The sequence below is a fragment of the Vibrio bathopelagicus genome, assembly GCF_014879975.1.
GTDB classification, from domain to species: domain Bacteria; phylum Pseudomonadota; class Gammaproteobacteria; order Enterobacterales; family Vibrionaceae; genus Vibrio; species Vibrio bathopelagicus.
In genome coordinates, this window is record NZ_CP062500.1 from 1,900,402 (window position 1) to 1,920,014 (window position 19,613).

22 protein-coding genes and 1 pseudogene are annotated in these 19,613 nt (G+C 42.9%); 4 read left to right on the forward strand and 19 right to left on the reverse strand.

All coding sequences use genetic code 11. The features are described from left to right. Positions 1-23: 23 nt before the first annotated feature. The 7 genes from IHV80_RS08475 to IHV80_RS08505 form a co-directional block, all read right to left on the reverse strand. Positions 24-269 carry a hypothetical protein gene (locus IHV80_RS08475; RefSeq protein ID WP_192888707.1) on the reverse strand — a complete coding sequence of 82 codons (246 nt, stop codon included), beginning with the start codon at positions 267-269 and terminating at the stop codon, positions 24-26. 209 nt (positions 270-478) lie between these two features. Next, positions 479-778 (reverse strand): hypothetical protein, encoded by a 300-nt coding sequence (locus tag IHV80_RS08480; RefSeq protein ID WP_192888708.1) that lies wholly within the window; start codon positions 776-778, stop codon positions 479-481. 348 nt (positions 779-1,126) lie between these two features. Then, positions 1,127-2,307, reverse strand: a protein-coding gene (locus tag IHV80_RS08485; protein WP_192888709.1) for an IS3 family transposase whose coding sequence is annotated in 2 segments (ribosomal slippage) — positions 1,127-2,022 and positions 2,022-2,307 — 1,182 coding nt in all. Because the reading frame shifts where the segments join, the coding sequence is not laid out codon by codon here. A 717-nt stretch (positions 2,308-3,024) separates the two neighbouring features. After that, the gene (locus IHV80_RS08490; RefSeq protein WP_192888710.1) at positions 3,025-3,633 is read right to left on the reverse strand and encodes a sugar O-acetyltransferase; all 609 of its coding nucleotides are present in this window, start codon (positions 3,631-3,633) and stop codon (positions 3,025-3,027) included. 96 nt (positions 3,634-3,729) lie between these two features. After that, positions 3,730-4,104 (reverse strand): VOC family protein, encoded by a 375-nt coding sequence (locus tag IHV80_RS08495; protein WP_102383068.1) that lies wholly within the window; start codon positions 4,102-4,104, stop codon positions 3,730-3,732. Between the two features lie 79 nt (positions 4,105-4,183). Next, positions 4,184-4,900, reverse strand: a complete 717-nt coding sequence (locus IHV80_RS08500; protein WP_192888711.1) for a pseudouridine synthase — start codon at positions 4,898-4,900, stop codon at positions 4,184-4,186. Then, positions 4,873-5,034, reverse strand: a complete 162-nt coding sequence (locus tag IHV80_RS08505) for a hypothetical protein (RefSeq protein WP_012604036.1) — start codon at positions 5,032-5,034, stop codon at positions 4,873-4,875. Before IHV80_RS08505 ends, IHV80_RS08500 begins: the two co-directional genes overlap by 28 nt. A gap of 198 nt (positions 5,035-5,232) precedes the next feature. Here IHV80_RS08505 and IHV80_RS08510 point away from each other — a divergent pair. Next, a pseudogene (locus tag IHV80_RS08510) lies at positions 5,233-5,645 on the forward strand (YkgJ family cysteine cluster protein). Between the two features lie 40 nt (positions 5,646-5,685). On the opposite strand, the gene IHV80_RS08515 reads toward IHV80_RS08510, so the two are convergent. The 8 genes from IHV80_RS08515 to glpT all read right to left on the reverse strand — a co-directional run bounded on the left by IHV80_RS08515 (position 5,686) and on the right by glpT (position 12,212). Next, on the reverse strand, positions 5,686-6,099 hold the full coding sequence (locus tag IHV80_RS08515) for an NUDIX hydrolase (RefSeq protein WP_192888712.1): 414 nt from the start codon (positions 6,097-6,099) through the stop codon (positions 5,686-5,688). 185 nt (positions 6,100-6,284) lie between these two features. Beyond that, the gene (locus IHV80_RS08520; protein WP_192888713.1) at positions 6,285-6,665 is read right to left on the reverse strand and encodes a SpoIIAA family protein; all 381 of its coding nucleotides are present in this window, start codon (positions 6,663-6,665) and stop codon (positions 6,285-6,287) included. A 165-nt stretch (positions 6,666-6,830) separates the two neighbouring features. Further along, positions 6,831-7,337 carry an HAD family hydrolase gene (locus IHV80_RS08525; RefSeq protein WP_192890738.1) on the reverse strand — a complete coding sequence of 169 codons (507 nt, stop codon included), beginning with the start codon at positions 7,335-7,337 and terminating at the stop codon, positions 6,831-6,833. 60 nt (positions 7,338-7,397) lie between these two features. Continuing rightward, positions 7,398-7,898, reverse strand: a complete 501-nt coding sequence (locus IHV80_RS08530; RefSeq protein ID WP_192888714.1) for a GNAT family N-acetyltransferase — start codon at positions 7,896-7,898, stop codon at positions 7,398-7,400. A 55-nt stretch (positions 7,899-7,953) separates the two neighbouring features. Then, the gene (locus IHV80_RS08535) at positions 7,954-8,895 is read right to left on the reverse strand and encodes a D-2-hydroxyacid dehydrogenase family protein (protein ID WP_192888715.1); all 942 of its coding nucleotides are present in this window, start codon (positions 8,893-8,895) and stop codon (positions 7,954-7,956) included. 96 nt (positions 8,896-8,991) lie between these two features. Further along, entirely contained in the window at positions 8,992-9,456 is a 465-nt protein-coding gene (locus tag IHV80_RS08540) for an ASCH domain-containing protein (protein ID WP_192888716.1), read from the reverse strand. Between the two features lie 244 nt (positions 9,457-9,700). Next, positions 9,701-10,756, reverse strand: a complete 1,056-nt coding sequence (gene glpQ, locus IHV80_RS08545) for a glycerophosphodiester phosphodiesterase (RefSeq protein WP_192888717.1) — start codon at positions 10,754-10,756, stop codon at positions 9,701-9,703. 82 nt (positions 10,757-10,838) lie between these two features. After that, positions 10,839-12,212 (reverse strand): glycerol-3-phosphate transporter, encoded by a 1,374-nt coding sequence (glpT, locus tag IHV80_RS08550; RefSeq protein ID WP_192888718.1) that lies wholly within the window; start codon positions 12,210-12,212, stop codon positions 10,839-10,841. 260 nt (positions 12,213-12,472) lie between these two features. On the opposite strand from glpT, the gene IHV80_RS08555 reads away from it, so the two are divergent. From IHV80_RS08555 to IHV80_RS08565, 3 genes are all read left to right on the forward strand, one after another. Next, positions 12,473-12,715 (forward strand): hypothetical protein, encoded by a 243-nt coding sequence (locus IHV80_RS08555; protein ID WP_192888719.1) that lies wholly within the window; start codon positions 12,473-12,475, stop codon positions 12,713-12,715. 77 nt (positions 12,716-12,792) lie between these two features. Beyond that, on the forward strand, positions 12,793-13,509 hold the full coding sequence (locus tag IHV80_RS08560; protein ID WP_192888720.1) for a membrane lipoprotein lipid attachment site-containing protein: 717 nt from the start codon (positions 12,793-12,795) through the stop codon (positions 13,507-13,509). 179 nt (positions 13,510-13,688) lie between these two features. Further along, entirely contained in the window at positions 13,689-14,189 is a 501-nt protein-coding gene (locus IHV80_RS08565; protein ID WP_192888721.1) for a hypothetical protein, read from the forward strand. Between the two features lie 146 nt (positions 14,190-14,335). Here the strand turns inward: IHV80_RS08565 and IHV80_RS08570 are convergent, their stop codons facing one another. The 4 genes from IHV80_RS08570 to IHV80_RS08585 all read right to left on the reverse strand — a co-directional run bounded on the left by IHV80_RS08570 (position 14,336) and on the right by IHV80_RS08585 (position 19,469). Continuing rightward, positions 14,336-14,590, reverse strand: coding sequence for a DUF3297 family protein (locus tag IHV80_RS08570; protein ID WP_179946905.1), 255 nt, complete (start codon positions 14,588-14,590; stop codon positions 14,336-14,338). A gap of 336 nt (positions 14,591-14,926) precedes the next feature. Next, positions 14,927-16,216: a lysine N(6)-hydroxylase/L-ornithine N(5)-oxygenase family protein gene (locus tag IHV80_RS08575; RefSeq protein WP_192888722.1), complete on the reverse strand. Its 1,290-nt coding sequence runs from the start codon at positions 16,214-16,216 to the stop codon at positions 14,927-14,929. A gap of 75 nt (positions 16,217-16,291) precedes the next feature. Continuing rightward, positions 16,292-17,269, reverse strand: a complete 978-nt coding sequence (locus IHV80_RS08580; RefSeq protein ID WP_192888723.1) for a GNAT family N-acetyltransferase — start codon at positions 17,267-17,269, stop codon at positions 16,292-16,294. Continuing rightward, positions 17,259-19,469 carry a TonB-dependent siderophore receptor gene (locus tag IHV80_RS08585; protein ID WP_192890739.1) on the reverse strand — a complete coding sequence of 737 codons (2,211 nt, stop codon included), beginning with the start codon at positions 19,467-19,469 and terminating at the stop codon, positions 17,259-17,261. The genes IHV80_RS08580 and IHV80_RS08585 overlap by 11 nt, the downstream gene beginning before the upstream one ends. Between the last annotated feature and the right edge of the window lie 144 nt (positions 19,470-19,613).

The following is a 19,613-nucleotide window of genomic DNA, read 5'->3' on the forward strand; positions in this document are numbered from 1 at the left end:
ATTTGTTATAGCGGGACCTACAACTAGTTGATTAGCGCATTCAGCCCCCATCCAGCACCAAACAAAATGGACAATAAGATTGCCTGTAAAGGTATGGAGCCGAAAAATGTAGGCCAATACATCCCTCTTGCTTTGATCATTTCAGCTTTGCCTGAAGGAAAGTGCAAACCGATAAACGCTGCAACGATAGATGCTGGAACTAAAATCCAAAAACTTAGGTTTAGATAACCACATACAATCATGCCTAATAAAAGAATTGTTCCCAACATTTCACAAGCCCCTCGAAGTTACTTCGGTAATTCTCGAATAAAACCACACTATACTATTGAGTTTGCATTAGTTACTTGATCTATAAGCTATAACGCCGCGTTAAGTAGTGAGCAACGCCACCACGAAACCTAACCATACCACCTTAAACACAAAACCCAACGATAGCACTAAAAATGCCAAGCGTTGGGAATCTGTCTTAAACGCTTTGTTAGACGTGTTGGTTATTCTTTTTCAGAACAATGCGACGATTTAAACAACGATAACCTCTTGATGTATAACGAGCTTTGATGTCATGAAGATCATCGACATGACTTACCTCGTCAAGTTCAAAACGGAAGTCAGAAGCTTCAGCAAGAGCATTAAGTTCACGTTGGTGTTCTTCAGGGCGCTTCCATGTTGGGATGTCACGTTGAATTGCTTTAACTGTCATGCCCTCGAAATTTACATGAGTTGTCATAAAGAAAGTTTTAGTTTCTTCCGAGATAAAGATCCACGTTTTATAAGTCATAATTTGAACACCTTTGGGCTATGAAGATTAGGAAACAGCCCTTATGATACTTATGAACATTAAGAATGCAATGGTTTTTATGGTTTTTATGGTTTTTATGGTTTTTATGGTTTTTATGGTTTTTATGGTTTTTATGGTTTTTATGGTTTTAGCGTAACTCAAGGTATTGTGAGAGGAAACTAATTGGGAGTGACTTAAATATGGGAACGTCTAACGCCGCGTTAAGTAGTGAGCAACGCCACCACCCTACCTAAAACCTTGCCACCTTAAACACTAAAGCCGACCCAAACTGAAAATGCCTAGCGTTGGGAATGATCTTCACCCGATAAAATGGACACCCTATTATCTTTAACCCGTCGCTACTTCATATTCATGCGGGGTTCGATATCCAAGACTTGAGTGCAGTCTATAACGGTTATAAAAATGCTGGATATAACCAGCAAGTTTATCTCTAAGCTGCTTCTCACTTTTAAAACTATTTTTCCTAATTATGTCGCCTTTGAGCGTATGGAAGAACGACTCCACCTCCGCATTATCAGTGCAATGACCTGGACGATTCATACTTGGGACAATTCCATTTTTTGATAATAAAGCTTGAACTTCATGGGCTCGATATTCAGAGCCTCTGTCGGTATGAAACAATAAGCGCTCTTGTGGCTTTCGATTTCTAATTGCCATTCTCAACGAACTCATCGTTAGCTGTATACTCTTCTTACTACCAAGCGACCAACCGACGATTTTACGCGAGTAAAGATCGATAACGACCGCTAGATACATCCAACGTTTACCTTGCTTTATATACGTTAGATCTCCAGACCATTGTTGATTAACTGCCGTTGGTTTTGGTGTGTCTTTTTTAATATTCTTAATCGATTGATAGAACCGATGTAGCTTGGCCATTTTCATGTAAATGCGATAACTTCGCGCTCTTAGCCCTTGCTCTCTCATGATCCGAGCCACACGCTTGCGGCTAACCAAAACTCCTTGCCGCCTCAGCTCTGCATGAACTCGTGGACTACCGTAAGTCTCTCGACTCTGGGTAAACACTTTAGTTATCCGCTTCTTCAAAGCCTGCTCTTCTTGATCGTAGCGGCTTGGCTCTCTATCAAGCCATGCGTAATAACCCGACTTAGAAACAGATAAAAAACGACACATCAATACAATGGAATAACGCGTTTTGTGATGGGCTATGAATCGGAATTTTGTCGATTTTCTTGGGCAACGAATCGTTGCCACTTTTTTAGCAAGTCATTCTCGAGCTTAAGTTGTTCGTTCTGACGTTCAAGCTCTGCAATCCGACTAGACTCAGTTTTCTGACTCGGGATCTTAGTCCTTTTCTTACGTTTATCTTCCAAAATAACCCCTTCTCTATAGTCCTTTCGCCATTTAGAAAGCATATAAGGGTGGATATCCAATGATAGCGCCACGCTTTTAACTATAGCTCCTTCTCGAAGCGAAAGTCGGACGGCAGTTACCTTAAATTCCGTGAGGTATTGTTGAGTTTTTTTACCTGATTTATAAGCTGGCATAAACACCTCCAATTACAATTGAAGGTGTCCACTAGATCGGGTCAACTACAGAATCTGTCTTAAACGCTTTGTTAGTTTGCTTACACGATGCAGCCAAAGTTTAGCGCCAAGGTGCTGAATTAGCTATCAAACTACTGGCTTTGAACGCCAATGTAAAATTGAAAACTACAGAACTCAAACCCAAGCAACAAAACGCGTTTGGTTAAGAAGCGACATGCTCTAAACAACCACAGTTTGAAGCATTTTAGATGACAAAGAATTCATTCGATGAACCTGACAACCAAGTGCGACGAAGCCACTATTTCACGGATTAAGTATCAAGAAAAAGAAGCCGCGCGAGATGCACTAAGCGACCAAAGTTACTGATGCGGAGAAGTGAATAACTTTGAACTCAAAGAGCCGAAAAACACCCTACGCACGATGAGATTTGGTTGTACAACTTTCGAAAAACGCACAGGTGTAAAGTACAGAAACCGAACTAGGCTCTTTGACCAAAAACGTTTTCTACTTTTGCAAACTAACAGCTATTAGACAGAAAAATTCTGTATTTAAACACATAATTATTCTGTCTAGTTTCTAATACGCGCTGCTCATATGCAACCAAACCATTACATGGCAAAGACTTACATCACAGCTAACCTCAGCATTAGCGAAAATGCAGAATCTTTCTGTCTAGTATAACCAAACTCCCAACATAGAGAATATGATCGAGACAGCTTACTTAAGCTCCTCTGGAATGCGGCGATCTTTGTGGTAGAACTCTCTGTCGTGTTCGTTGATTTCACGTAACACTTTACAAGGGTTTCCGACGGCAACCACATTAGCTGGGATGTCTTTGGTGACTATGCTGCCCGCTCCAATAACAGAGTTTTCGCCAATGGTGACACCAGGAAGTACTACGGTGTGTGCGCCAAGCCATACGTTCTTACAGATACGGACAGGCACATTGAATTGCGCGGCTTTGAGCCTGAGTTCTGGACTGATGGGATGTGTACCTGTCGCGATGGTTACGTTAGGCGCAATCATCACGTTATCACCGAGGAACACGTCTGTGTCGTCGACCAGAGTTAGGTTGAAGTTCACATATACGTTATTGCCTAGGTGCGTGTGACGACCCCAGTTGGCGCGCAATGGTGGCTCGATGTAACAACCCTCGCCAACTTCTGCGAACAGTTGCTTCATAATTTGTTGGCGCTTCTCGCCTTCACTCGGGCGAGTGTGGTTGAAATCGTAAAGCACTTCTAAGCATTGTGTTTGCTCGGCGACCAGATCAACGTCATCACAGTAATAAACGTCTTGGTTGTGCATTTTAGCCTTTATATCCATGTTTTAACCTATTTGATAATTACCGAAGAGCGGTATAAATAAAGCGACTTATGGACAATTTGAAGCATTTCACTGGCCTTAAAACAAGTTTACGGGCTAACGTGGCCTTATGTTCTCGGCAACACGCCATAGCACGCCACTTGGGTCAGTGATACAAAACTCAAGCATTCCCCAAGGCTGCTCTACAACCTCAGTAACGGTTACTTCAAATTCCGTCATTACATTAGAGTTTTGCACGTGTTGATACCAACTTTTTACGTCTTCCACCAGCAAGTGCATCATGTAATTGTGACAGTGCGCCGGTTCGTAAAAATCTTGTAAAAGGAATGCATAATCGCCGTGACGAAAATAAGCGATATCATGGAACTCAGACATGATTTCAAAGCCGAGAGTTTGATAAAAACGCTTGGATAAATCGAAGTCTTTCGCGGGGACAAACGACTTTATTTCTGCGACTTTCAGGTTTTCCATGACACACCTTTCCTTCTGGTTTTCTTATGTCTTTGAAGACTAATGATCTAGCTAGGCTTATTCTTTAATTGGTTTTCAGTTACTGGCTAAAAGAGCTAACTTCATCTTTGGTGAGGTATCGCCACTGGCCTTCTTCGACATCTAAACTTACTTCGCCTATTTGCTCTCGGTGAAGCCCTACAACTCGGTTACCTACTGCGGCAAACATTCGTTTAACCTGATGAAACTTACCCTCTGTGATGGTTAGTAACACCTCTTTGGGGCTAATCACTTCTAGCTTTGCTGGGCGCGTTGGGGCTTTCTCGCCTTGCAACTGAATACCCGCCTTGAACTTATCTGCGACATCGTCCTTGATATCTCGTGACAATGTCACGCGGTAGACCTTTTTACACGACTTGGTCGGTAGTGTGATATTGAAAGACCAACGGCCATCATCGGTGATCAACACTAAACCGGTTGTGTCGGCATCTAACCGTCCTGCGATGTGCAGTTCAGACGCTTTATCTAACTCTAAGTAATTAAAAAGTGATGGGTACACTTCGTCGATATTGGAGCAGATGGTGCCCGCTGGCTTGTGCATTAAGATGTACCGAAACTCTCGTAGCGTTAATGCATCACCATTAAGCAAGATAGCGTTACTTTCATGAACCTGAGTAGATTCATCGAGTACAACCACACTGTTCACACTCACTTCACCGGTTTGGATTCGCTGAACGGCTTCGGGTTTTGTTAGTTCTGTGCTTTTACAAAGGTATTTATCAAGGCGCATTAATCGTCTGCACCACATTTCGCACAAGGCTTGTAGGTACGTTCACCTTGAGCAATCACCACATAGTCTCGAACGCAATTATCACATAGCGCCAACTTTGGGTAAGCGTCTTTCTGTTTCTTTGCGTTAATGTCGCCTTCGGTGGTGTATACGGTTCTCATTTTAATGCCTTTGTTTTAATAACTTGCTAGGCGCAAATTGTATCACTGTTTACAGCCCTGTTTGCAGTGTTGTGACTTAGATAAATGAATATCAAATGAGGTGGTTCCTTTGAGGTTCCGAACGATAGACAACAAAATCAACGTGCCACGCCTATCAGTGGTAAAATGACAAAAGCTCACCAACCAATGAAGTCACTAATGAAAAATTGTAATCAATGCGGAAAATGCTGTATCAAATATGGAGATGGTGACCTTGCCGCGACTCAAGAAGAGATTGATTTGTGGGAACTGTTCAACCCAGACATATTTGAATATGTTCGCGGTAGTGAGATTTGGTTTGATCCGGAGTCTGGCGAACGCTTAAGTCGTTGCCCTTTCCTAGAAGTTGTTCCAATGAAAGATATGAATGCCCAAGCGAAATATACGTGCAGCATTTACTTAGATCGACCTGAAGATTGTCGTCATTATCCGAGCTTAATCAATGAGATGGTAAGAGATGAATGCGAGATGAATGCGAGATGATTGAGGTAATAGATTTACAAGATACGAAAAAAGCTCAAAGAAAACTCGATATTCTGATGAAAGACAGTCGCCCTTCAAGCTTTTCATAAGCACTGATCTTCTAAACAGCCGTTCTGTATTAACGAGCCATTATTTACTGATAAGAGGTAAATACTGGTTTGCTTCTAACCAATCAAGCGCAACAAGAGCAGCCAACGAACATACTGCTCTGTCGTTGCCATCAACAAACTTAAGCTCTTCGATCTCAGCGTCTGGAGCGAGTTCACCAGTATAGCCTGCAAGGTAACATGTCAATTGTACTGACACGCCTTCCGCTTTACCATCAGCTTGGCCAGTAAACGTCTCAACGTATTTGATTGAATCAGGTACTAGGTCTACTGATATTTCTTCTTTGATTTCGCGAACCAATGCTTGCTCATCACTTTCCCCCGCTTCGCGCTTTCCGCCCGGTAGGTAGAACAGTTCTTTGCCTTTTGATCTCACCATCAGCAGCTTGTCATCTTCAATGAATATCCAAGCGAGCTTATCAATTACCTTATTCATGTTCTTAGGCCTTGTTATTGTGTTTATTATTCTGGTTAGCACGACCGTATCGCGGCAGACGTATGTTACATGCAGCAGTGAACATATTCTATTGAATTACTTAGGAAATGTCTTTGATAGTCTATAAACGACAGCCTTCAAGTAGAATACTCGCCAGCTGTCATAAGAACTGAACTGTGGTTGAATTAATCAACGAGCCACTCAACAGCGGAGTCATGATCTTCAAATGACTTAATCTCACCCGACACAAACCAACTGCCGACTTTTGATGCCATTTCTTGCCAGCTTTTATCACCATAGATAGCAATCTTATCTATCTTCGAGTTGAGCTCTAAACCGAGTTTGAAATCGTCCCACGCGGCGCGCAGTTCCCAACCCGTTAATGTTGAGATGTCGACGAGCATCTTCAATGCAGATGAGTCGATCTCTTCTATTGTTGTTTTTAAGATTGGTATCATCGCTTGATAATCGTCGTGCGTCAGCTTTCCTTTCGCTTTAAACACGATGATGGTTTCACCGCTAACACGTTCAATCCCAACCGATATTCCATGACGTTCGATACTCATAACCTAGCCCTTATATTAGAAATCTAAACTTAGCTTAGAGCATTATATAAGCCATAAATGAGAGGTTTACGTCAAAACAAACAAGCTCGTCGCTATGTTTTAAGAGCAAGGATTTGAGCGGTTCTTAAACGTGATAACGACCACTGACGCTAAATATCTGAATGGTCACCCATTGAGGTGCTCCAATAGTTGGATCAGGCTTTGAATCTGCACAATGTTCGCATGATCTGACTCAACCACTGTTCCTTCGGCGTTTAACCAAATTGCTTGCAAGCCGGCTTCTAACGCTGGGTAGATGTCTTTTTCGAGGGTATCTCCCACCATGGTGACGTCTTGTGGTTTAACACCGAGCTTACCAATGATAGCGGGATAAAAACCCGAATCATATTTAGATAAACCAATACTCGCCTTACAGAAGTAACCATCAGTATATTGAGACAAACCGACACGTTCAAACGCACGGATGATGTCATTCTTACTTGAATCAGCCGCGTTGGTCGCGATATAGACGTTGTGATATTTCGACAATTCAGCCAGCATCGCGCGCGTCCCACTGACTTCTTCGACAACCTCCCAGTCACACATTTTCCCTTGTGCATCTGGAAAGTCGACCATCAACGTGTTGCCCCAGTCGAATAAGACTGTCTTTGTAAGCTTGATTGGAGCTGTTATTTTTGTAGAGTTAGTCATCATGCCTCCTGCATCGATGATGTTACGAACTTTTAGTCGTACTTATAAGAACTTCTCGATTAGAATCTCATCAAAGTACTGGTCGCCAATCTTGCCATGTTTCTTGGCTGTTCCAATAATTTCAAAGCCTTGCTTAAGATAAACCGCTAATGCACGTTCGTTGTCTGCTCGAACATAAGCAAATAGCTTTTCGTAACCTTTGGCCTTTGCGACTTCGAATGTATGTTCAAATAACTGCTTTGCGACGCCTTGCCCACGGCTGTTTGCGTCAACATAAGTTCCAATGATACCAACATGGTCAAAGGCTTTCGTGTAAGTAGCAAATGGTTCTACATTCTGAAAACCAAGCAATTGATTGCTAGTTTGATTAACAGCAACACTGAACACACCACGCACTGGAAACGCTTCGATAAAACCTTTCTCTTCATCCAACGTAAACGTTTGATCTAAGATGGTATAACGCCCTTCAATGATGATTGGGTTTAATACATCAATAATGCCTTGAGCATCATCTACCGTTACGTTTCTTACATTCAAACTCATACAACTTTACCTTGCGACTAATATTCGAGAATAATACGCGCGGATTATATGCCTATTAGTTACTATCATTAAAGAGCAATATGTTATCGAAAGCGATATCAAAGTAGAGTTCGTAGCTATTTTGTTCAACGTAGCCTAAATGCGGGGTCGCCGTGACGTTTGGTAAGGATAATAGTGGTTCAATGTCAGTGGTGGCAGGCTCTGTATCAAACACATCAACAGCCGCTCGCTTAGTTGATACCAGACTCAGTTCTCGGTATAAAGCGCCTTGCTCAACCAGCTCTGCTCGACTGATATTCACAAATAGTGAGTCAGGCTTCATTAAGGTCAAATCCTCAGCGGTAACACATCCTCGAGTTACGTCATTCAAGCGTAGATGCAAAGAAAGCACATCTACACTACTGAAAAACGATTGTTTGGTTGTTGCGGCATCAAAGCCATCTGCCTGAGCTTGGTCTCTTGAAGTTTGACTTCCCCACACCATCACATTCATGCCGAATGCTTTGGCATATTGGGCGATGCAGCGTCCGATTTTTCCATAGCCCCAAATACCAAGCTTTAAGCCCTTTAATGTTCTGCCTAAGCCGAGTGAACCTGAATCTTGCCATTGGCTCTGTTTGAGGTTTGACGAGTAAGTAGGAATATGGCGAGACGCCGCCATAATCAGCGCCCAGCATAACTCTGAGGGCGCAACAGGCGAACCTCGGCCCTCTAGCACAGTAACACCGAATCGTTCGCACATTTTCGGGTCGATATGATTACTCACTTTACCCGTCTGGCTAATCAGTTTGAGGTTGGGAAGTTTTGATAAGAGCGATTCAGTGATCTCGGTTCTTTCTCGAATGAGCACAATGGCTTCAAATGAGATCAACTTAGCGCAGAGCTCTTGTTCTGAATAAGCTTTTGTAAATACAGTGACATCGTGTTGTTCGAGTTTGTTGAAGCTATCGAGGTCTTTAACGACGTTCTGATAGTCATCCAATATCGCTATTTTCACATCACTCTCCTTGTGATTGTTAGTTATCTTGTATTGGTCAAATTTAGGCCAAAGTGCCACGCATTATGGTTCAACATAACACTCACGCTTACTTTACTATTGATAAACCACTTTAAATCGCTCTAGTACAAGTAACATGTCTTCAGTTGGCGCGATTTTGAGCTCTTCACATTCACGTGAGAAGAAGTTCCAGTGCGCTTTTCTCCACCACTCTAGAGTTTTGTCCCCCTCACCTTCAGCAGCAGCAAACTCAGCCGTCACTTCATTGTATTTGCACAACGACACCGAAGTTACCTCAACAATGCAAACTGGTTTGCCATCCCAATCGGTGACGACTTGCAAATGCCCCACGACAGGCATAACTTCATCTTCATTGCTGTACCAATACTCTAGACTGCAAGACGCCTGCTTTTCGCCTTTAAGTATTAGCTGTGCGCACAGGTTGGCGTTGTATTCATCAGCACAGTAATAGTCAGAACTAAAAGAGGTGTATTGCGAAGCAACGTCCGCTGGCAATGTGCTGAGGTAGCTATCGAGATAAGCTTTGCTTCTTTCTTCCATGATTTTTCCAAATTCAATATAAGTTTGAGCCAATAAGTACTTATAGATTAAGCAGTTGATTATATTGAGAGCAAACTATCAAGTCCGGTTATTACTGTAAACCGAGTGATTATCAAAATGTCGGCTGAGAAAGAAGAATATGAATTGGACTTTTAGGCTAATACAAGAAGAGCCAAATGCACCTTTAGACCGTGCTTTTAGCTCTTCGTATTTCGTTACTATCGCCTCTTAAATGAGCGACAAATTATTGGTTCAAGAAATCTACCGCTTTGTCTGGAAAATCTGTAAACACACCGTCGACTTTGACTTGGTTGTAAAACACATCCAACATGCCATCGAAGTTATCAGCATAACTTGGGATTTTTCCTGGATCAGCACGGAACGTATAAGGGTGTACGTCTAAACCAGCATCTTTTGCCGATTTCATTAACGGCTTAATGATGATGTTTCCTTTGGTCGATGCATCGTCCACCAACATAGGTTTCCAAGGGCCAATGCCGTCAGCGTAAGTAGCAACTTTTGCCATGCCACCTTTCTCAAACATCCAGTCGTAACTGTATGGCGTGGTTTTGTCACCCTTGTAAGTCATGGTTTCGTTCCAATCGGTGTAAGCCATCAACTGAACGAGTTTAAGATCCATTTCCATGGCTGGCATTAACTCATCATTAATGCGTTGCAATTCGTTGGCGTCAAAACACTGTAAATAGACCTTGTCGTCTTTAGATAGGTAGCCATATTGCTGCAAGGTAGCAAGCACCGCTTTAGAGATGTCTTTTCCTTCATGGCGATGGAACCAAGGTGCTTTGATTTCAGGATAAATACCCACGTCATAACCGAGCGTCTTGTTTAAGCCTTGGATCAGTTCGATTTCTTCTGCAAAAGTAGCGACACGGAAATCAGACTGCCACATAGGGAAGCGCGTTGGGTACCCTGCCACTCTGTTACCTTGATCATCGAGGTTAAAACCCTCAGTTACTTTTAATGATTTGATCTCAGCAAGCGTAAAGTCAATCGCGTAATAGCGGCCATCTGCTCGTGCACGGTCTGGAAAGCGGTCTGCAACATCGGTAACACGATCTAAATAATGGTCATGTAGTACCACCAACTGATCGTCTTTTGTCATTACGACATCTTGCTCGATGTAGTCCGGCCTCATTGCATAAGCGAGTGCTTTGGCCGGTAATGTGTGTTCCGGTAGATAGCCTGATGCACCACGGTGCGCAATCACTAAAGGATCGGCAAGCGCATTGGTTGATAAGCTAAGTGTTAAAAGAGTTAGGCACATTGACGTTGTTTTCATTATATCTATTCCTTTGATAGCACAGAGGCAGGATATCCCCTGCCTCTACTGTCTATTAGTATGACGTTGTCTAATTAATAAACTATTGAGTTAACGCTTCTTTTTGTTGTTCGAGTTCTTTTTGTTTGTGGTGTGCACGCTCACCTAAGAACGCGTAAATCAGACAAATTATTGAAGCAACACAAGCACCGACCAAGATAATGAAACCACCATCCCAACCGTAAAGGTCAACCATAAAGCCAAGTACTGCGTTGGCAGCAACCGCACCGCCTAGGTAGCCAAACAAACCGGTTAAGCCAGCCGCTGTTCCCGCCGCTTTTTTAGGCGCAAGCTCAAGCGCATACAAGCCGATTAGCATTACTGGGCCATAGATAAGGAAACCAATCGCAATCAGTGCCAGCATATCAACCGTTGGGTTGCCTGCTGGGTTCAGCCAGTACACTAATACAGCAACAGTCACGAGTACCATGAACAGGATCCCTGCAGGTGCACGTCGGCCTTTAAACAACTTATCTGAAATCCAACCACACAATAAAGTGCCAGGAATGCCCGCCCACTCGTACAAGAAGTAAGCCCAAGACGATTTATCTACTGAGAAGTCTTTCGCTTCTTTTAAGTAAACAGGAGCCCAATCGAGTACGCCGTAACGAATCAGGTAAACGAACGCGTTCGCGATAGCAATTGACCACAACAACTTGTTAGAGAATACGTACTTAAAGAAGATTTCTTTGGCCGTCATCTCTGTCTCGTGAGACTTATCGTAATCATCTGGGTAATCGTCTTTGTGTTCTTCAATCGGAGGCAAACCACAAGATTGAGGTGTATCTCTTACTGTAAACCAAACGAAAATAGCAACGAGAGTGGCAAAAAATGCAGGAACATAAAAAGCGGTTCGCCAGTCGTCGTTAAAAGCCCAAAGACCCAATAAGAACATTGGACCAATCAATCCGCCGCCAACATTGTGCGCAACGTTCCATACCGAAACTATCTCGCCACGCTCTTTACGTGACCACCAGTGCACCATGGTTCGCCCACAAGCCGGCCAGCCCATACCTTGAAACCAACCATTCAAGAACAGCAGGATAAACATTGCAGTAATGCTGCCTGTTGCCCATGGCATGAAACCAAAGCAGAACATCACCAGTGCCGACATTAACAAGCCGCCGCTGAGGAAATAACGTGGGTTTGAGCGATCCGACACGCTTCCCATTAAAAACTTAGATAAGCCGTAAGCAATTGACACTGCAGCCAAGGCAACACCAAGCTCTCCGCGACTGAAACCCTGTTCAATAAGGTAAGGCATCGCCAAACTGAAGTTTTTGCGAACTAAGTAATAACCTGCATAGCCAACAAAGATGCCTAGAAACAGCTGCCATCGTAAACGTGTGTAGGTGCTATCAATCTTATCTGATGATAAGCGATCGATATGCGCCATAGGTTTGAATATTCCAAACATAGGAACCTCATATTATTGGGCGAAGGAAGAATAAAATGCTCGAACGAAAAAATTTACGCTCATTCGAAAACAGGAGGGATTGTATGTGCTTCAGGATTATTTTCTGTGACAGAGATAGCCATTAACAATTAATTACTTTAAATACAGCAAATTAGTTTCATTTAATTAGACTATGCTTCATATTTTCGTTTGCGCATTTTACTTTTGGAAGGTTTTTATGAGACGGGCAACAATTCGAGTGAACAAATAACGAACATAAGATGCATGATTTGAACGCGCGAATACCGGTTCTGACGCACTTATATAACAAGAAGCCACTCAAGCACCTGATGCAAGATGATTCCACGCTCAGTTTTCGCCCACAACTCATACTCAACATCGTTCTTTCTAGGCGACAACACATAACCAACCGTGATGTTAAATCTATTGTTCAGTTTATTTATCCAACATCGATGTTTACGTATCGTACAACCTCAAGCAATGCCGCAGCCTTACAACGTTAAGTGCGTCAGGCCAGCGACTAGTGGAATTAGTTATCCACTCATTGCCTTTACGAAATTAAATAACGATAGGAAATATCATGAACAAATCACTTATCGCTCTTGTACTTACTGCCGCTCTAGCTGGTTGCTCATCCGGTGGAACCTCAGATCCCGAAAAACCACAATTCGATGGGGATTACGGCTATGAAAATATCGATCCTGGTTTTGGTCTAGACGATACAGATAACGATGGCGGTTATGAGAATCCAGATCCGAACTATGGCCATGATGCCCCAACTTTAAAAGACAAAATTGCTCAAGCCGATCTGGGGTTTGTTCACATCCCTGAGCTAGGTGATATCCCCTTTTTCAATAGAGGAAACGAAGACGCAAGGATGTCAGCGGTTAAGGAATCAACTTATCGCGGAAAAACAACATATGGGATTATCGTTGACGACATACGTGTTGGTGAAGTTTCGATTGGTCTAAAGCACATAAACATCAGTGTTGGCGGAGGTGAACACACTATTTCGGCAGAAAAAGATACCTATAAAGATACCAGACACAACTTTTGGACGGTAACAGGCACCGACGGAAACGTGATTGGCGACTTTAAACGCCTAGACGATGGTGTTTGGGTGTTTCGTGAAGAAATAGACCGCGAGACATTCGTGGTTAAGTATCACGATGGTAAGTGGAATTTCATCCCTATGTCTGAGGTTAAAAACAAAATCAAAGATAACCTGCCATCTCATGCTGAAGTAACTAAAGTACGTACAAAAATGCAGGTCAATAAGTTACGTACTTTGAAGTAACACTTATCGCCATTCCCATATCAAAACGGCATCCTCAAACCCAAGAGGATGCCCTTCAAAAACATCTACAAAGAAAATACTAATAAAAAGCTCAAGGAAGATCCGGACTAGGTTACTAATCTACTGGCGTTCAATACTTTGAATTCGCCGATATTTTGTATACATAAGCGAGAGATCCAATGACCATCAAAAAGCTTCCCCTTCTGACATTAGCCGCTGTCTTGCTGTTCCCGATGTCTAACGTACAAGCCTTTGAACAAAACCAAGAGGAAACAGCGATTACATTTGGCCTCTCTGCAGAACGTGGATGGCGAGATTGGTCTGCTTCTTACATCAAATACCGTGGTCCGGGAAGTGTAGGTTATGGCATTGAGTTTACACGTTCAGCTTACAACGAAGACGAAGGTTCATACGAATATAAACAGCGCGACAATGAATATCAGTTTCACGCCCCTATTGGTATCACAGAAAATTTATACATCACACCGGGATACGGCATTAAGCGGACACATACAGACGTTACCCTTGAGAACCGCGAACTCTCTGATAGCTCAACGAAACAAGTTGGCGGCTTAGACGCAACCTACATTATGGACAGTGGCTTTGTTGTTACAGCTGGTTTCGACAAAGCAGAAGGTGAGGACTTGGAGTTCTCAATTGGTGCAGGTATCGCTTGGTAAAGGTAATAAGCCTAATACAATTGAAAAACAAAAAGGGTCTAGATTTCTCTAGACCCTTTTAGGTAATAACGCTTGGTGACTTTATGTTGGCTAATTAGACAAACATTAGCTAATGACACGAAGTATTAGCTAGTCACACGAAGTGATTATGCTTCGATGTAAAAAGCTTCAACAGTGCCTTTTAGAGTAATAAGCATTGGCTGGCCAAAACGATCTAGCGCTTTTGGAGAAGGGATCTTAACCCAACCTTCGCTGATGCAGTATTCTTCAACATCAGTACGCTCTTTACCATTTAGACGAATACCGATTGGGTATTCGAAACACTCAGCCACATGGTGTGGGCTGCGTGGGTTGCCTGCAAGATGATCTGGTAAAGCTGGTCTTGAATTAGTATCGCTCATGTTCATTACCTGTATGTACGTAAATAAAAAAAGTGCGTCATTCTAGTCAATATAGGCTTTGCGCTCAACAACTGCTGCAATAAATCGTATTGATAGTTTTATTCAGCGCCTAGTTGTTTGATTTAAAGGCGATAGTTGCTCTGTTTGAACGCAAGATAACTCAAGAGATAAACACAATCTGATTTAATTCAGTTTCCCTTGTTACAGAACTAATACAGTTATCGACAAATGAGCAATTAAAGATCAATAAAGCAGAGGATAATGAGGCAAGTAACAACGCCGAGAATAAATCTCGGCGTTCAATAGCGAACATTTAAAGTCTACAGTCTACAGCAACTAAACTTTTTCAGTCTCTGCCGCTTTATTAGAGCTACAAAGAAGCGCATCGACGATTTCTTTAGAACGCACAGCCAACACAGAAAGCAGTGTATCACTCAGACCGTGTGAAGACTCACAGCAACCCTGCAGGAAAATCTTAACTTCGCAATTTGACTTCATGTCTAATTGGTATGAACGCCCTACCGATTTGCTATCAATCAAGGGTTCAATAGAGCTAAGCATTTGATTGAACTCATCGTATCGATAACCGGTAGCAAGAATGATCGCATCATATTCATTCCATGCTTGCGTCTTGTTGATCGTGTCATTCAGTCGCAACGCTACTTTGTCGTCTTTCATTGCTACTTCTTGGATGTCATGGCAACGTAGATGTTGATGTTTACCTTCACCCGTTACTTTCTGCAAATAAAGTAGCTCATAAATCGCGTTGAGTTCTTCTGTATCCACAACTGAATAGTTGGTCGCGCTAAAACGGGACAGAATGTGGTCACGTTGCTCTTGCGTGCTTTCATACATGTGGTCGGTAAATTCAGGGTCAAACACCTCGTTTACAAACGGGCTGTCATCAGCTGGGTGCAATGCAAAGCGGCGGTTAACCATGTGAACTTCACCGTCTGAGTAACGGTTCGTCAGATCAACGAATATTTCAGCGGCACTCTGCCCTGCGCCCACGATTGCGATTTTAGGCTTTGAATTTCCCTTAAACGTTTCACGCCACGCTTTGTACTTCGAGGAGTGAATGATTTGTTCGTTATCATGACCTTCAAACTGTTTAGGAAGCTTTGGCATACCGCCCATACCAACAATAAGGTTCTTCGCAATTCGAACCGTTTGATTACCGTGGATATCGGTAGACGTGACTTTCACTTTAGAACTAAGACCATTCTCTTCAATAGCCTCAATATCAATGACTCGTTGGCCGTAATTCACTCGATCTGAGAACTGATTAGCGACCCACGTTAGGTAGTCATTAAACTCGAGGCGAGAAGGATTCATACTGCCTAGGTTAATGAAAGCGTTAAGCCTATCTTTGGTGTGCAAATAGTTAACGAATGAGTAAGGGCTCGTTGGATTCCGCAATGTCACCAGATCTTTCAAACACGATATTTGCATTCTTGTTCCATCAAGCAACATACCACCGTGCCATTCAAAATGAGATTTTTGCTCCAAGAAGCAATAACTTAAGCCTTTATCTTTAGCCTGCTCTTCTAGTGCAATAGCTATCGATAAGTTAGCAGGACCAAAGCCTACTCCGAGAACATCATATTCCTTAATTTGTTTCGTCATGTATAACCTCATGATAATTTTTGGGTACAAAGCACCCTATTCCGACTCCCTTTTTCAGCACTGACTAATTAACTGCTAAAACTCGTTGCTGAAGAAGCTGTCTTTCAACTGACACATCAAAGCCGCACGCTTATGCGGAAATTCAAATTCTTTAACTTTGGCAAAACCGTATTTTTGTAGATACCCGATCATCTTGTCGTTATCGGCTCGTGGCTCACTGACAATCTTTTCAGTTCGGGGATCGGATAAATAAATGAAATGACAAACCGAGGGTAACCAAGCCGCAACTTTATGAGCGCCACGGTGAGACTCTTCCCCTACCAGCATGTGGATTCCACGGTCATAATCACCTGCAGCGTAATACGGTGCGATTCGATCTTCTTTGGTCCAATACACTTCGATGTAGGCAAAAGGCTGATTGTCTAAACACACAATAAGAAGCTGATTTTTATTGTTTTTAATCGACTCTTCTAGATAAGTTCTGTGCTCTTCCAGTGAGCCCGTTTGCTCCCAGAAATTCGCAACCCGGTGACTGTTTTGCCACTTATTGAAGAAGGTTAAGTGCTTGTCGACATCTAAGCCTTCTAGAGTGAGAACGGCGTTAAGATCAGGAATATAACGACGATACAACTCACCCAATAAGGGCTTTGGCCTAGCGGGGTGATAGCCTGCCGCATCGAGGATTTGTTTATGGGGGTAAAGCGTTTGATGTCGATTCTTAAGCCAAAGTTCAGGAATTTGCATAATGGCTTCACGCCATAGCACCTTTAAGCCTTCGCCAGTTTCAAAGCACAAAGAATCCAACACTTCACTTTTAAACAATCCGAGTTCAATAGTTCGAATATCTGGGTTAGCTGAGAACAGGAGTGCAAAAGCAGTAAGTTGCTCCGCGTTTAACGCTGTCATTTGGGTTAGGCGCCAAAACTGGTTTGTTTCACGCACCACTTCAACCACACCGGAACTTACTTCAACGCAGTAACTGTCTTGTGCCTCACTTAAAGAAACACTCTGCCCATCGGGCAGAGTGTTCAAAGGCTGGTGGTTACCAGTCATAGGTTACGCTCGCAATTACGTTACGGCGGTCACCGTAGAAGCAGTAGAAATCACACGTTGCAACGTACTCTTTGTCTGCTAGGTTTTTTGCAGCGACTTGGAACTTGTAGTCTTCAATACGGTAGCTGACAGTTGCATCAAACAGTGTGTATGAAGGAACAACATTAGTTTCTGTATTGTCGGCGTAAGAATCACCAACGTAACGAGCACCAGCACCCACTGTTAGGCCATCGAGAGGACCACTCAAGAAGCGGTAGTTTGCCCAAGCCGAAGCCAGTTGGTCAGCAATTTGCGATGGTGTATTACCCACATAACTGCTGTTTGCATCTTCAGTAATTTCAGAATCAATGAATGACACGTTACCAATTAACGTCAACTCTTCCGTTACGTTTGCAACCGCTTCTAGTTCAATACCACGGTTACGAACTTCGCCGATTTGAGTGAGTTGACCGGCAACCTGACGCGCTAAGTTTTCTTTCGACACTTCGAATGCGGCAATGTTGAAGTAACCATCGAAACTACGCGGTTGGTATTTCAAACCTACTTCGTACTGCTCACCGCGTTCTGGTTTAGCCGGGTCGCCATTTACGTCTAGTTGAATAATCGGGTTAAATGATTGTGCGTAGCTTGCGTAAGGTGTAAAGCCGCTATCCATTAGATAAGCAACACCGAAGTTAGTTGTCCACTCTTCGTTATCAACCTTGGTCTTAGCACCTGTTGTCGTGTTATGTGTCTTATTTTGAGAATCATCGTAACGGACCCCAATCTGCACTGCCCACTTATCGGCAATCATCATTTGGTCTTGTAGATACAGGCCTAGCTGATTGTTTTTGGTCTTGGTGGTTTGGCGATCAGATTCGTCAATAACACTAAAGTTTGAATCAAGCAGAGTAACGTTATTGCTATACGATGGATTAAACACGTCAAACAATGGGTTAGCGATTGAAACTAAGCCCACTCCAGGTACTGGAATACCGATAGAACTATTGCCATCAGCAACAAATGGGTCTGCAGCATAATCTTTACTATCAATATCGATGTTTTGGTAATCAATACCAGCAAGTAACGTATGTTCTACAACCCCTGTTTTAAAGGTATGTATAACACGGTTGTCGATATTGAATGCGTCAGACGTACCTTCCTCCGTTGATGCACCACGCAGGATTTTACTATCTGTTGGGTCATAAACACCTAAGCCGTAATCTTTAGCGTAACCAAGCGAGTACATTTGACGAAGGTTAATGTCCATCTTGCTGTAACGCGTGTTCTGCATGAAGTAAGTGCTGTCATTGAAATGATGTTCAAATTCGTAACCTACTGACAGTTGTTCGCGCTCGAACGTTTCCCAATCTGTATTACCTACCGCAGTGCTATCACTGATTTTTCCATTTGGATTCGACGTTAACGTCCCTTCCATTGGCAAGAATTGCAGATACGGATCAGAATCATCTTTTTGGTAGCTAGTGAGTAGCGTAATTTTGGTGTCGTCTGTGAATTTGTAAGCCAGAGAAGGCGCAATAAAAATGCGTTCAGCTTCTACACCATCGACACGGCTACCATTTTTACGACCAAGCGCTTGTAGGCGGAATGCCATTTTGTCATTAACTTCAGTGTTCACATCTAAACTGATTTGCTTGCGATCGTCAGTACCGTATTCAATCGCAAACTGACCAGAACCACCATCAAACTGTGGACGCTTACTTATTACGTTAATAACACCACCTGGAGGGGTTTGGCCGTACAACGCTGATCCTGGACCACGTAAGATTTCTACACGCTCCAAACCAAACGGGTCGATTTGCCAGCTGTAGAAACCGGATGAGTACAAACGCGTTCCGTCTTGATACAAACCGCTGTTTGCCTGCTTGAAGCCGCGGATAACAAACCAATCTTGCTTGTTATCTTCACCAAAATAGTTTGCTTGAATGCTTGGCGTGTACTGCAGTGCATCGGCAATACTGATCGACGCTCTATCGTCCATCTGCTCACGAGTCACAATCGAAATAGCACGAGGTGTCTCACCTATCGCTACATCTGTTTTGGTTGCCGTACGACTACTCAATCCAACATAACTAAAATCAGGCCCTACTGAGCTATCTTCAAGCTGTTGCCCAATAACAACAACGGTTTCATCTTCGTTGGCCTGAACCATTCCTGACGATATTACTAAAGCGACCGCAAGAGCTGTTGGGGTACGCATAAAGTGCCGATTCATATAATTCTCCTTCAATACGGCTATGAACCAATTGTAATAAAAGCACGAACAATAACGATAATGGTTATCATTGCGATTAATAATTAGACGAAGTGTACCACGTAATTTTCAAAATAAAACATCTCAGCA

What these genes read in the sequence shown, in the direction of transcription:
- IHV80_RS08505 (WP_012604036.1), bottom strand. Translation starts at nt 5,034, where the DNA reads ATGAGAACCGTATACACCACCGAAGGCGACATTAACGCAAAGAAACAG.
- IHV80_RS08495 (WP_102383068.1), bottom strand. Translation starts at nt 4,104, where the DNA reads ATGGAAAACCTGAAAGTCGCAGAAATAAAGTCGTTTGTCCCCGCGAAA.
- IHV80_RS08540 (WP_192888716.1), bottom strand. Translation starts at nt 9,456, where the DNA reads ATGGAAGAAAGAAGCAAAGCTTATCTCGATAGCTACCTCAGCACATTG.
- glpQ (WP_192888717.1), bottom strand. Translation starts at nt 10,756, where the DNA reads ATGAAAACAACGTCAATGTGCCTAACTCTTTTAACACTTAGCTTATCA.
- IHV80_RS08480 (WP_192888708.1), bottom strand. Translation starts at nt 778, where the DNA reads ATGACTTATAAAACGTGGATCTTTATCTCGGAAGAAACTAAAACTTTC.
- IHV80_RS08575 (WP_192888722.1), bottom strand. Translation starts at nt 16,216, where the DNA reads ATGACGAAACAAATTAAGGAATATGATGTTCTCGGAGTAGGCTTTGGT.
- IHV80_RS08580 (WP_192888723.1), bottom strand. Translation starts at nt 17,269, where the DNA reads ATGACTGGTAACCACCAGCCTTTGAACACTCTGCCCGATGGGCAGAGT.
- IHV80_RS08530 (WP_192888714.1), bottom strand. Translation starts at nt 7,898, where the DNA reads ATGAGTTTGAATGTAAGAAACGTAACGGTAGATGATGCTCAAGGCATT.
- IHV80_RS08570 (WP_179946905.1), bottom strand. Translation starts at nt 14,590, where the DNA reads ATGAGCGATACTAATTCAAGACCAGCTTTACCAGATCATCTTGCAGGC.
- IHV80_RS08585 (WP_192890739.1), bottom strand. Translation starts at nt 19,469, where the DNA reads ATGCGTACCCCAACAGCTCTTGCGGTCGCTTTAGTAATATCGTCAGGA.
- IHV80_RS08520 (WP_192888713.1), bottom strand. Translation starts at nt 6,665, where the DNA reads ATGAGTATCGAACGTCATGGAATATCGGTTGGGATTGAACGTGTTAGC.
- IHV80_RS08490 (WP_192888710.1), bottom strand. Translation starts at nt 3,633, where the DNA reads ATGGATATAAAGGCTAAAATGCACAACCAAGACGTTTATTACTGTGAT.
- IHV80_RS08555 (WP_192888719.1), top strand. Translation starts at nt 12,473, where the DNA reads ATGCATGATTTGAACGCGCGAATACCGGTTCTGACGCACTTATATAAC.
- IHV80_RS08515 (WP_192888712.1), bottom strand. Translation starts at nt 6,099, where the DNA reads ATGAATAAGGTAATTGATAAGCTCGCTTGGATATTCATTGAAGATGAC.
- IHV80_RS08560 (WP_192888720.1), top strand. Translation starts at nt 12,793, where the DNA reads ATGAACAAATCACTTATCGCTCTTGTACTTACTGCCGCTCTAGCTGGT.
- IHV80_RS08565 (WP_192888721.1), top strand. Translation starts at nt 13,689, where the DNA reads ATGACCATCAAAAAGCTTCCCCTTCTGACATTAGCCGCTGTCTTGCTG.
- IHV80_RS08475 (WP_192888707.1), bottom strand. Translation starts at nt 269, where the DNA reads ATGTTGGGAACAATTCTTTTATTAGGCATGATTGTATGTGGTTATCTA.
- glpT (WP_192888718.1), bottom strand. Translation starts at nt 12,212, where the DNA reads ATGTTTGGAATATTCAAACCTATGGCGCATATCGATCGCTTATCATCA.